Source organism: Ruegeria meonggei (assembly GCF_042768335.1).
Taxonomy (GTDB): domain Bacteria; phylum Pseudomonadota; class Alphaproteobacteria; order Rhodobacterales; family Rhodobacteraceae; genus Ruegeria; species Ruegeria meonggei.
Genome location: NZ_JAXHBT010000001.1, coordinates 2,164,344 through 2,176,588, shown reverse-complemented (window position 1 = coordinate 2,176,588; position 12,245 = coordinate 2,164,344). Strand labels below are relative to the sequence as shown.

General features: G+C 56.2%; 13 protein-coding genes. 4 read left to right on the top strand and 9 right to left on the bottom strand.

The annotated features are described in order from the left end of the window. The first annotated feature begins 173 nt into the window (after positions 1-173). Positions 174-698 (top strand): ZrgA family zinc uptake protein, encoded by a 525-nt coding sequence (locus SJY13_RS10635; RefSeq protein ID WP_377190770.1) that lies wholly within the window; start codon positions 174-176, stop codon positions 696-698. Positions 699-759: 61 nt separating this feature from the next. Here the strand turns inward: SJY13_RS10635 and SJY13_RS10630 are convergent, their stop codons facing one another. The 9 genes from SJY13_RS10630 to pobA all read right to left on the bottom strand — a co-directional run bounded on the left by SJY13_RS10630 (position 760) and on the right by pobA (position 8,732). Further along, entirely contained in the window at positions 760-2,151 is a 1,392-nt protein-coding gene (locus SJY13_RS10630; RefSeq protein WP_377190768.1) for a TRAP transporter large permease, read from the bottom strand. After that, a complete protein-coding gene (locus SJY13_RS10625) occupies positions 2,144-2,641 on the bottom strand; it encodes a TRAP transporter small permease (RefSeq protein WP_377190766.1) in 498 nt (165 codons plus the stop codon). The genes SJY13_RS10630 and SJY13_RS10625 overlap by 8 nt, the downstream gene beginning before the upstream one ends. A 60-nt stretch (positions 2,642-2,701) precedes the next feature. Then, positions 2,702-3,736 (bottom strand): TRAP transporter substrate-binding protein, encoded by a 1,035-nt coding sequence (locus tag SJY13_RS10620; protein ID WP_377190764.1) that lies wholly within the window; start codon positions 3,734-3,736, stop codon positions 2,702-2,704. Between the two features lie 74 nt (positions 3,737-3,810). Further along, on the bottom strand, positions 3,811-4,872 hold the full coding sequence (locus SJY13_RS10615; protein WP_377190762.1) for a 3-carboxy-cis,cis-muconate cycloisomerase: 1,062 nt from the start codon (positions 4,870-4,872) through the stop codon (positions 3,811-3,813). Positions 4,873-4,987: 115 nt separating this feature from the next. Continuing rightward, entirely contained in the window at positions 4,988-5,839 is an 852-nt protein-coding gene (locus SJY13_RS10610; protein WP_377190760.1) for a BKACE family enzyme, read from the bottom strand. After that, positions 5,832-6,431 (bottom strand): protocatechuate 3,4-dioxygenase subunit alpha, encoded by a 600-nt coding sequence (gene pcaG, locus SJY13_RS10605; RefSeq protein WP_377190758.1) that lies wholly within the window; start codon positions 6,429-6,431, stop codon positions 5,832-5,834. Before pcaG ends, SJY13_RS10610 begins: the two co-directional genes overlap by 8 nt. A gap of 2 nt (positions 6,432-6,433) precedes the next feature. Then, on the bottom strand, positions 6,434-7,159 hold the full coding sequence (gene pcaH / locus SJY13_RS10600; RefSeq protein ID WP_377190756.1) for a protocatechuate 3,4-dioxygenase subunit beta: 726 nt from the start codon (positions 7,157-7,159) through the stop codon (positions 6,434-6,436). Then, positions 7,156-7,539 carry a 4-carboxymuconolactone decarboxylase gene (gene pcaC / locus SJY13_RS10595; RefSeq protein ID WP_377190754.1) on the bottom strand — a complete coding sequence of 128 codons (384 nt, stop codon included), beginning with the start codon at positions 7,537-7,539 and terminating at the stop codon, positions 7,156-7,158. Before pcaC ends, pcaH begins: the two co-directional genes overlap by 4 nt. 23 nt (positions 7,540-7,562) lie before the next feature. Continuing rightward, positions 7,563-8,732, bottom strand: a complete 1,170-nt coding sequence (gene pobA, locus SJY13_RS10590; protein ID WP_377193607.1) for a 4-hydroxybenzoate 3-monooxygenase — start codon at positions 8,730-8,732, stop codon at positions 7,563-7,565. A 510-nt stretch (positions 8,733-9,242) separates the two neighbouring features. On the opposite strand from pobA, the gene SJY13_RS10585 reads away from it, so the two are divergent. From SJY13_RS10585 to SJY13_RS10575, 3 genes are all read left to right on the top strand, one after another. Further along, entirely contained in the window at positions 9,243-9,560 is a 318-nt protein-coding gene (locus SJY13_RS10585) for a hypothetical protein (RefSeq protein ID WP_377190752.1), read from the top strand. Between the two features lies 1 nt (position 9,561). Continuing rightward, positions 9,562-9,903: a hypothetical protein gene (locus SJY13_RS10580; RefSeq protein WP_377190750.1), complete on the top strand. Its 342-nt coding sequence runs from the start codon at positions 9,562-9,564 to the stop codon at positions 9,901-9,903. 1,242 nt (positions 9,904-11,145) lie between these two features. Next, positions 11,146-11,826 carry a recombinase family protein gene (locus SJY13_RS10575; protein WP_377190748.1) on the top strand — a complete coding sequence of 227 codons (681 nt, stop codon included), beginning with the start codon at positions 11,146-11,148 and terminating at the stop codon, positions 11,824-11,826. Positions 11,827-12,245 lie beyond the last annotated feature (419 nt).

The following is a 12,245-nucleotide window of genomic DNA, read 5'->3' as shown; positions in this document are numbered from 1 at the left end:
GTGAATTAGTCGACTATGTCAACCTGAGTTTTATTGTCAGGTAATGGATAAAATGCCCTATTTGCTCTGTTTTCCGTCATTTTGCTGTAGTTTTGGAAGAAGTGGGGCAATTGCGTAGGGGTTGAATCACATTAGAATGACAGGCGTGATTCCCAGTTAGGTGGTGCCCGGTTATGAAACTCTCAGTCCTTGCCCTGACCCTGATCCCTTCGATTGCATTCTCGCAATCACAAGCCACGACGGTGCATGAGCACGGAACCGGGCATGTGGTCATTGCTATGGCAGGGGCCGAGTTCTCGCTTTCGCTGGTCGTTCCGGGGGTTGATATCGTCGGGTTCGAAGGCCCGGCGGAAACCGATGATGACCGCGCCCGTGTTGCGGTGGCGATTTCCGACCTGTCCAACCCGCTGGAACTGTTTGTCTTGCCCGAAGCTGCGGGCTGTTTTGCTGCATCTGCCAACGTCACCCTGTCCGGCGAAACGCTGGGCCAGGACGTCGAAGCAGCGCAGGAAGTCAACCATACCGAGTTTCAGGCTGACTATCAGATACAGTGCCAGGATATCGACGCGCTGGACGGTATTGAGTTTGCCTATTTCGACCGCTTTCCAAAGGCCAAACGGTTGAAGATACAGGTATCCCGGTCCGGAGATGCCCGGTCGCAGGAAGTCACGTCCGACCAGCGCAATTTGGCGTTCTAGGCTTTTGCGCGCCAAGGATTGAGCAGGGCTTAAGCGGGTCGGTTAAAGTGCAGGTTCAGCATTATCCGCCAATCAACCTGGGCACGGCCAGTGTCAAGGCTGGGATCAGCAAGATCAGACCAACCCGAACGACCTCGGCGCCTAGAAACGGGACGACGCCCTTAAAAACAGTACCCATCGACGTATCCCGGGCGAGGGATGAGATGATGAACACGTTCAGGCCAACAGGAGGTGTGATAAGCCCCAGTTCCACAACAATCAGCGCCAATATCCCAAACCAGAGTTTCAGGCTGTCGGGATCCATGCCGAAAGCCGCTGTTTCGGCGGTGACGTATTCACCTCCGTTCAGGGCAATCAGGGTTGGCCAGAAAAACGGAACGACCACAAGGATCATTGCCAGGCTTTCCATGAAGCACCCCAGGACCACAAAAATACACAGCATGATGACAAGTATCATCATCGGTTCCATGCCACTGGTTGCGGCCCATTCAGACAGGGCCTGCGGCAGCTGGGTTCGGGCAAAAAACCCTTTCAGAACTTCGGCCCCGAACAGGATCAGATAGATCATGCCGCTGGTGATCGCGGTTGCGCGAATTGCTGTTAACAGGCCCGAGAATGCCAGACCTTCGCCCGTCACGGCCCGCAGTACAAACCCGTAGGCTGTGATTGTGAACACACCGATGCTTGCGGCGGGCGTGGGTGTGAAAAGGCCAAATCCCAACCCCAGGATGATGGCGCCAAAAATCGCGACAACCGGCCACAAGCGGCGGATCGCTCTGCGTTTTTCATCCGGGTCCATCTGCGTGGGTTCTGGTGCCAAAGATGGGTTGATACGCACCTGAATGGCGATGACAGCGATAAAGCCAAAGACGGCCAGAATGCCCGGCACGATTGCGGCCTGAAACATCCTCAGGATCGAGCCTTCGACGATGATTGCATAGATCACCAGCGCAACCGAAGGCGGAATAAGAATACCCAGCGTTCCCCCCGCCGCCAGTGACCCTGACGCGAGGCTGGGCGCATATCCCAGCTTTTTCAGTTCGGGCAGGGAAACGCGCCCCATGGTGGCGGCTGTGGCCAATGATGATCCGCACACCGCCCCAAACCCGCCGCAGGCAGCGACCGCAGCCATGGCAACGCCGCCGCGCAACCGGGACATCAGCGCCTCGAGCCCCTTGAACAAGTCTGTGGACAGCCGCGCTTCGGCCGCGACATAGCCCATTAGAACAAACAAAGGCACTACGGACAGATCATAGTTGGCGACGTTCTCCCAAAGCAGGGTTTTGAACTGTTTCAGGTAGGGAACAAACCGGATGTAGCTGACCGATTGGCTAAGAACCCATGTCCCACCAATGCCCACTGCGATCATCGCAATGCCGACGGGCATCCGAAGCAGCAGCAAGACAAACAGAACAACCAGCCCGATCACGCCGATGGAAATTGGATCAAGCATTGGCCGCATCCCCAAAAACCTGATCCGCCGCGATCAGCGCCCACAGGATCATGGACAACAGACCGGGGATGTAAAACGGCCAGTTCGGCCAGCCCAGAACGCTGGTCACCACCTGATCCGAACGCACCTCGAGCATGCCAAAGATCATCCAATAGGCCAGAAACAGCGCAACAGCTATGGTGACGCCTAGCCACAGCAGGTCGATTGCGCGCTGCAGGGCTTGCGGCATCCGGTTGGTCAACAGTTCGACAGAAACATGCCCGCGATTGGCCTGACAATAGGGGAAAAACATCAAAGCAGCGCAGCTGATTGCCAGCTGAACGAAATCCTCATAACCGGGCAACCCGGCCACGTCGGTACCGAACAGCCCCGCGATCCGATCGAGGATAAAGGCAAAGGCATTTGTTGTCGTGACGGCCACAATCGCAAGAAGGATACCGCCCCCGAGCAGTGCAAACGCATCTGCCAGACGTCTGAGAACCACGCTCATGCTGTTTTCCCTGAAAGCCTTTTGAATGCCGGGGGATCGGAATCCCCCGGCTTTGTCAGATCAATTGCCGGAATTGGCGGCGGCAATTGCGGCGCGCGCGTTTTCAACCAGAGCCGCGCCATCAATACCTTTTTCGCCCACCTCATCAATCCAGCGCTGGACGATCTGTTCGCTGACAGCGTTGAATTTGGCGGCCTCTTCGTCGGACAATACGATCCGCTCGACCCCGGCGGCCTCAAGCGCTTTTTCACCTCCAGCCTCAAAGCCTTCCCACATGGCACCGACATTGCCTGCGACATTGGCACCGGAATTGGCGTCGATGACGGCCTTCAGATCGTCGGGCAGGGTATCATAGGCGTCCTTGTTCATGGCGACCATGAACGTGGCGGTGCCAAAGCGGTCGCCGTTCGGAAGCTCGGTTATGGACTTGTCCAGTTCCTGCAGTTTGAGCGGCGGAACGATTTCCAGCGGGATCAGGGCCCCGTCAACCACGCCTTTGGACATCGCTTCGGGCAGGGCAGGAACCGGCATTCCGACAGGCTCTGCCCCAATACCTTCGATGATCCAGGCACCTGTGCGGCTGGGGGTGCGCAGCTTGACACCTTTTGCGTCCTCAAGGCTGGTGATCGGGTCTGACGCGGAATGGATCACATTGCCATCGTGGGTGTGCAAAAAGATGACATGCACATCGTCGAAATCCTCGGCTAGCATATCCATCGAGGCGTTCATCGCGACTGTCGTGTCAGTGGCCGACCCGGCATGAACCAGGGGCAGTTCAAACACCTCAGAGCGTGGGAACACACCCGGCGTATATCCCAAAACCGTCCAGACAATATCGGCTGAGCCGTCGCGCACCTGGCTATACAGCTCGGGCGGTTTTCCACCCATCGACATGGACGGGAAGATCTCGATGGCAATTCGGCCATCGCTGTCTTCAATAACTTTGTCCGCCCATGGCTGTAGCATACCTTTATGCGCCGCGGCGACAGGGGGCAGGAAATGATGCATCGTCAGCGTCACCTCCTGTGCCAGGCCAGCGGTCGCTGAAAAGGCCAGCGCGGCCAGCGAACTCAGCAGGGATCTCTTCATCGACATTGGTTTTCCTCCTTCAGTGTATCGCAAAGTCGCTGTTCAGGTTTCAGCGTATAGGTCCAGCAAGAGCGGTGCGATCATTTCCGCCCCTCGCCAATTGAGGTTATCTGCGTACAAACTGTGACGGCTGCGGATAACGACCGTGCTGTCGTCTTTGCCATATTAGGCAGGATCATCCATTCCAAAGCCCAAGCGCTGCCCGACCTTTCCTGTTCATGCAAAAGGGCATGGTGCATCCCCGGCAGTTGCGTTGCGTTGTAGCGGGCGAGTGTGACCAGCAGCTCTGCCAAAATGGGGTTCTGTTTATGGGGCATTGCCGATGATCCGCCACCGCCTTTCAGCTTAATCTCATCCACACCCTGTTGTGCCATCAGGCTGATATCCTGACCGATTTTCGCAATGGAACCTGAGATCAGGGATAGAAGCCCCGCGTAGTCTGCAAGCACGCCTCGGGTGACATGCCAGCATCGCTCCGGCAGATGCAGGTTCAAAAACTCTGCCAGAAAAGTCGCCATTTCGCGGTTCTGTGCTCCAAGGGTCTGGCTGTCGCCAACGGGGCCGCCCATCTGCACGCATTCCACGCGGGGGCGTATCTGGGTCAGTCGGGTCAGGTGGTCTGTCAGTGGCGTGATCCAGGTCTCTAACCGGTGGTCGACAGTGATTGGCAGAGCGGCCTGCATACGCGTTCGTCCCATGATCGTGTTCGATCCATGTATCGCCTTGAGCTGCTCTAGTTGATCTACCAATCGAGTCAACCGATCTGACAACAGGTCAGAAGTTTCGCGCAATGTCATGGCCAGCGCGGTATCCATGACATCTTGCGAAGTTGTCCCGGTATGGATCGCGCCGGCGAGGTATCCCGCCTCAGCTTTCAGGCTGCGAACCAGCGCCGGGATTGGCAGCCCGTCCTGCACCGTGCCCGCACGCAAAACGGTCGGATCGAGAGTGGCCTCTTCGATCCACTCCGCTGCAGCCTGCGCCTGATCTGGGGGCACAAGGCCAACGGCCCCCAGCCCACGTGAATAGGCGGCTTCAAACGCGAGCATATGGGTTAGCGACCGGTCCGGCGACCAGATCGCGTCGGCATCGGCATCACCGAACAGGCCTGAGAACCAGGGGTGTTCGAATAGATCGCTCATGACGTGGATCCCGGCCAGGATCGGAGGTTTGGGTCCTGAGCGTCCGGGTATCGGTGCAGGGTAGGAGGTTTGCCAACAGCTTCGGATAGGAGGGTGAGGCAATGAGTCCGTGACATCAGGCAACTCCCTTTCGCAATCCGAGGATTGACCGTGCCTCAGCCGTAGTGGCGATGGGGCGCTTATAAGCGTCGCAAAGCTCGACGGCTCGTGCGACCAAAGCCGCATTCGACGGGGCCAGGGTATCGCGGTTCAGGCGCACGTTATCTTCCAGACCAGTGCGTACATGCCCTCCTGCGGCAATGGACCATTCGTTCACAACGATCTGGTTCGCGCCTATTCCGGCGGCGCACCAGGGGGCATCCCCCAACAGCCTGCGGATCGTGTGCACGTAGAAATCGAACACCTCGCGATCCACCGGCATAGCGTTTTTCACCCCCATCACAAACTGAACGTAAGGCACATCCTTGATTTGCCCGTTTTGGTACATCACCGCGGCGCGGAAGATATGGGACAGATCAAAAGCCTCGATCTCGGGTTTAACATCGTGCTTGACCATTTCGCTGGCCAGCCAGTCGATCAGATCGGGCGGGTTTTCGTAAACACGGGTCGGGAAGTTGTTTGACCCAACAGAGAGAGATGCCATGTCCGGGGCCAACGGCAGCATGCCGCCGCGTGCGTGCCCCGCACCCGACCGTCCGCCGGTCGACAACTGTACGATCATGCCCGGACAATGCGTCTCAATCCCCTGTTTGAGGTTAGCGAAACGAGTCGGGTCAGAGCTTGGATTGCCTGCGTCGTCCCGCACATGGCAGTGCGCGATTGTGGCACCGGCCTCAAAGGCCTCATGCGTGCTTTCGACCTGCTCGGACAGACTGACCGGAACGGCAGGATTATCCGCCTTGGTGGGCACGGACCCGGTGATGGCCACGCAGATGATGCAGGGGGTTTTTACGGCTGTGTCAGACATCGAAGAACACTGTCTCGTTATCGCCCTGAAGGTGAATGTCGAATCTGTAACTGTCACCATTCTTCTGGGCGATAAGGGTTTTTCGCCGGCTGTCCTGCTCAATCAGGTTCAGCACCGGATCGTTTAGGTTGGCGGCCTGTTCATCGGCAAAGTAAAGCCGGGTAGTCAGCCCGACATTGATCCCACGCGCAACCAGCCAGAGGGTGATGTGCGGTGCCATCATGATGCCCGACCGCCCGGCGACCGGCCCGGGTTTTACCGTGTCGAAGGACCATTCTCCGGTCTCGAAATCCGGAATGACGCGCCCCCAACCGCGAAAGTCGGGCGCGACTTCGCCGCAACCGGGATAGGTGCCCGCCGCATCAGCCTGCCAGACCTCAATCAACACGTCTTTGACTGGCGTGCCTGTGCCATCCAACACCTTGCCCCGCACGCTGATCCGGTCGCCTTTAGCCTGCGCGCCCGCGATATCCCGACCCAATTCCGGGCGGTAGATGTCAAACCCTGCAACCCCGGGGGCCAAACCGATATGGACGTACGGCCCGGCTGTTTGCGAAGGGGTCTCTTTCAGATAATCGAGCTTCTGAGCCATGATCAGTTCCCCTCGGGTCGGTTTTCGAAGTAGGTCGAGCGATACCCGCGCAGCACAATGTCGAACTTGTACGCCAGACTGTCCAGCGGCACGGTTGCATTCAGATCCAGCGCCGCCACCAGTTGATTGATCGCGCGCTGATCCGGGATGGTGTTCACGATGGGGCATTTGGCGATCAACGGATCGCCTTCGAAATAAAGCTGCGTGATCAGCCTTTGCGCAAAGCTGGTGCCAAAGACCGAGACGTGAATATGCGCCGGACGCCAGCTGTTCACCCAATTGCGCCAAGGATAGGCCCCCGGCTTGACTGTTCTGAACGAGTAACAGCCGTTTTCATCCGTAAGCGTGCGCCCGCAGCCGCCAAAATTCGGGTCGATAGCTGCCAGATAGGTGTCTTTCTTGTGCCGGTAACGTCCACCAGCATTGGCTTGCCAGATTTCCACCAGAGTGTTCGGAACGGGCCGCGCGTTTTCATCCAAAACCTGGCCATGCAGGATTATGCGCTCGCCAATCGGATCACCGGTCTTTGCGTAGTTCCGCAACAGATCCTTGTCCAATGGATCTACGTCATTATGCCCGAACGTCGGTCCTGCCGCCTCGCTTGGGGTGGTTTCGAGCGACAGCAGTGCTTTACACGGGGAACGGGTCACGCTGGTCTTGTAGTTTTGTGCATAGGCAGGCGGATGCCACTCGCGATCCCTCTGGTACAGATCCGGGAACTGGGTCATTCGGCCTCGCTTTCCATTTCGGAAAATGTTTGTTTGGCCAGCTTCACGGCCTGGTTCGCGCAGGGCACACCCGCATAAACGGCCGCGTGCATGAACGCTTGCATCACATCCTCTTGGGATGTTCCCGTGTTGGCGCAAGCCCTGACATGCATTGGAATCTCGTCAAAGTTCCGGGTAGCCGCCAGCAAGGCCAAAGTGATCATGGACCTTTCACGGGGCGAGATCGTGTCGTCGGCCCACACCGTGCCCCAGGCTGTTTCTGTAATCATGTTCTGAAACGGGGCATCAAACGCGGATTTCCCAGCTTCGGCGCGATCAACATACGCGTCCCCCAGAACCCGGCGCCGAACAGACATTCCTGTGGCATGACGATCTATCATCGAAATCTCCTTTTGTGCGCCCATCAATACGGCAATCCGACATAGTTTTCAGCCATCGCCTTTTGCGCGGCCGTGTTGGTGCGTAGAAAATCAATCTCTGCGCGCTGTATCTTGAGGTCAAATTCCGACTGATCCGGAAAGCGATGCATCAGGGACGAAAACCACCAACTGAACCGCTCGGCTTTCCAGATCCGGGTCAGCGCGTTTTGGGAATAGGCGTCAATGCCATCGCGCGATCCGTGATCGTAGTAATCGCGCAGCGCATTGTGCAGGTAATACACATCCGAGGACGCCGTGTTCAGTCCCTTTGCACCAGTGGGCGGCACGATATGGGCTGCGTCGCCGCATAGAAACAACCGTCCCCATTGCATCGGCTCGGTCACAAAAGACCTGAGCGGAGCAATCGATTTTTCGATCGAGGGCCCGGTCACAAGGTGGTCGGCGAAGGTCTTTGGGATGCGGCGTTTAAGCTCGGCCCAAAACGCGCTGTCGGTCCAGTCATCGGGGCTGTCCGACAGGGAACACTGAATGTAATAGCGGCTGAGGTTCTCATTGCGCATGGAACACAAGGCAAAGCCGCGACGGGATGAGGAATAGATCAGTTCGTCATGCACCGGCGGGGTTTCGGACAGAATCCCAAGCCAGCCAAACGGATACACTTTCTCGTACTCACGCCGAACGCTGAGCGGGATGGCCTGTCGACTGACCCCGTGAAACCCGTCGCAGCCAGCAACAAAATCAGCATCAATGCGCTGTTCCTGCCCGTCCACGCTGTAGGTGACAAAGGGGTGGTCGGTATCCGCATCATGAATTGTGACATCTTCGGTGTTGAAAATCAGCGTGCCGCCTGCGGCCTCCCGCGCCTCGTACAGATCGCGGGTCACCTCTGTCTGACCGTAAATGACTACTGGTGTGCCAGTCTGAGCGTTGAAATCGATCCGAAAGCAATCATCGTCAAACGCAATCAGGGTCCCGTCATGTTCAAACCCTTCGGCGTGCAGGCGATCAGCAACGCCTGCTTTTTCCATCAGGTTGACAAATCCCTGTTCCAGAACACCTGCACGAATGCGCCCCAGAACATAGTCTTTGGTCTTCCGTTCCAGGACGATGCTGTCGATTCCGTGGACATGCAGCAGCTGCGACAACAGCAATCCTGAAGGCCCGCCGCCGATCACTACGACCTGTGTGCGCATCTGATCCTCCCCATCCGACAGGAGGCATGATCGCATTGGTTAATCCTTCATGTAAAATGATGATTTTTTCGAAATAGTTTCCAGATATGGCAAGTAAAGCATGACATCACGCGGTTTGAAGCTGAGCCTATGAAGAACAGTGCGTCACTGGGCAGACCTCCCGAACCTGACGGCACCAGCGCTGTACCGGGTAACTGACCCAGGTCAGGAGCCGCGCGAAATCTACGCGTCCAAGCACAAGCGCCAGGTCCTGGAGGGGCTGATGCGGTCTGCGTCTGTGCCTGGAGCGTATAGCGCCCACCAGGAAAGACGCTCCAGTTAACTTCGACCTTCCCCTATAGGTTCTGCTGAGGACGCCTCAGAGGCTGCTCAGGCGGTTCTACAGGCTGTCTCTGATGGAGAGGTAACCCCTTTGGAAGGCGCAACCGTCATGGGGCTGGTGGAGCAGTACCGGCGGGTTCTGGAAACGACAGAACTTGAGCGCAGGATTGCCTCATTGGAGGTGCAGAAATGAGCATCAGAAATCGATTGGCAGCGTTGGAAAGCCAGCAGGTAACCAAGTCGGTTGCCAAAAGCGGAGCTACTTCTGAGTTAATGAAACAACTTCATGCCGTGGCGGAGCGAATTCGCGGCACACCGCTGTGTGACCTGACCTCGGGCGCGTCCCCCGTGACAATCGCCGCTTTAATTTTAGACGGACGCGTTGATGACGAAGTGGCTCCGAGATGTGTTGAGCTGTCTAAGCAAACTACCCCGAGCGCAAAACTGTTCCAATGCTTCTTGGACGCAGCCGGATGCAAACATGTAAATCTCACGGAGGAAGGATGATATGAGCATCAAACGTCGACTGGACAAGTTGGAATTGGCAAATTTCAATGACGTGGAAACGAAACCCCTCTTTGTGAGCATTGTGCCTGCGAAGGATGGGCGGCAGTGCGGCCCTGCCGTTATTCATCACGCAGTTATTGCTGGGACTACGTTCGGGAAAATCATGCGGAATGAAGCTGAGACCGAACAGAGTTTTGCGCGACGCGTTTATGCAATGGCGGCAACTGAGAAGCACGTTGAAGACGGCGGGCAGGCCATCGTTGGCAATGTCGAGACCGGGGGGGCAAGAAATGAAACAGGCCTCCAATCCCATGGAAAGCGCACACGCGGCCCTTCGGTGTAAGGCGACGTCAAAACGCAGCGGCCTGCCCATCAAGAACCCGGCGGTTCGCGGTTGGTCGGTTTGCCGGATGCATGGCGGGTGGCGGACAAGGCCCTGGCAAGGCGAACCCTGCCTACAAACACGGCATGCGAAGCCGCGAGGCACAACTCCTGAGGAAAGCTATTAGTGAGCATGTACGTGCGGCTCGTCAGCTTGAGCGCGTGATTAACGAACGAATTGATTGAGCGGCTTTCAGTGCAATTTCATCGATGTTTGGCAAAGCAGACGTTGATGTCCAATGTAACAAACTATTTGGCCAAAATTCACAATTCGCAGCCACCCTGCACCATTACATGTCGTGCAGGAGGATTGCCTATGCCCAGACAAAAAAAGTCCAAAGGATACTGGAACAAAGAGCGCTGCCATTCAGTTGCTCTCGGCTATGATACTCGGTCCGATTTCGCACGAGGCGACAAAACAGCGTACAATGTTGCAGCAGATGCCGGTTGGCTGGACGAACTCTGCTCTCACATGCCCAGGAATGCCAAGGGCGGCAGTCAGTCCTGTCCGAGGGAAGAAAAAGCTTAAGGCAGAAAAAAGCGGGCTACGGGGTTTCCCCAATATCGGTCAGATGAATCTACAGGTACGTTTTGGTTAACGGATAACGACTACCACTCCGTATACCCCCTTGAGTGAGGGGCTGGCGCTTACCCCCTCGTCCAGCCCCTCAACCACCCTCCCTTCAACCTATTTGCTCCTGATGGTGCACGTATTGGTTTTTGGCTCGGGCAGGATCTTCAGTTCGACGCATCCTTTCTCTTTAGGCTACTCGCTATTTCTGGGGATGTTGGCGAGGTGATTGTTAACGAGACATTAACAATGCGTTTCTGACGGGTTCATTGGCCTTCTTGCATATTGGCCATCAGTCGTTATTAGCGATGAAAAGTCGACAACCTCCCAAGTAGTGAGATTGGAAGTTCAGATGTCAAACTACGTGCTGTCTCTTTCCGCAGTTTCAACGTGGGTCGTCATTGGATTGTTGGTTGGCACAATCTTGGCCTAGACGACAAGGTCGGTGCACTAGCTAGGTGAACTCCAGAAATCCTCACCTTCAGTCTTGAGGAAAATCCATCCAGTAAGTCAACAGTGCTGCTTCCGCCAGCTCACTGTGATTTGGATTGTCGGCAAGATGGTACAAGAACTTCTGAACGGTTTCCTGTTGTCCAAACGTTTGATAGGCCATTTTGAAAGGGGCGCTTTGTCGTGAAGATTGTCAGCTACATCCGGGTTTCGACTGCAAGGCAGGGGGCGTCTGGGCTGGGCCTTGCAGGTCAGACTACCGCCATCGAAGCATACGCCGCCGCTAACGCGGCTCAGATCGTAGGCGCATTCACCGAAGTGGAGTCAGGCCGCAAAAATGACCGACCAGAGCTTGCCAAAGCCATGAAGCTTGCGCGCGTGACTGGTGCGACGTTGGTGATTGCCCGTCTTGACCGTCTGTCCCGTTCGGCTGCGTTTCTCCTAAGTTTACAGGAGTCCGGCGTTGATTTCGTCTGCTGTGATAACCCTCATGCGACTCTGCTGACAATTGGTGTGCTGGCGTTGGTAGCCCAGACCGAGGCAGAAGCAATCAGCGCGCGTATCAAGGCGGCATTGGCAGCGACAAAGGCCAAAGGCACCAAGCTTGGCAATCCCAACGGCGCAGCAGCCTTACGCCGCGCAGGCAAGGGCAATTCGGCATCCGTGCAGGTCATGAAAGACCGTGCCAACGCGCGCGCGAACGACCTAGCAGAAGTAATTGACGACCTCGAAACGCATGGGTTCCGCACTCTGAATGAACAGGCAAATGAGCTAAATAAACGAGGCATCAAGACGGCCCGTGGGGGTCAGTGGCATCCGTCCAGCGTATCCAATCTGCGCAAGAGACTAGCTCAGGTAGCTTAACAGCGTATCTGGGCGGGTATGGGCCGCGTTGGCGGCTTAAAAGGCCACAGGTAAACTCCATGGATCACGCAACGCTAAGTAATTTGTAAGCTATTGTATTTAAATAATAATATTGGTACCTAGATGGGGGTATGTAGGTACCTCAAAAAACAACCCCGTACCCGTCCCAAGACCCCGTGCAAACTTGCGGAATAAAGTTTACAACACCGAGTTGCAGCGAGGGTCGCACCGCTCGTGATCGCAATTTCCCCCTATCCGTTTTTCTTTTTTGTCCCGAAATTTGACCCTCATAAAGTTTTGAATTTTCCTCAAAAAAGGTTGCAGTAGACGGCTTTGAAACAGCGCATGATCTCGGTAGGTTTGGGCTCATTGCAGACATTTTCAGTGGCTAGCTACGACTGATGCTAAGAGCCCACACC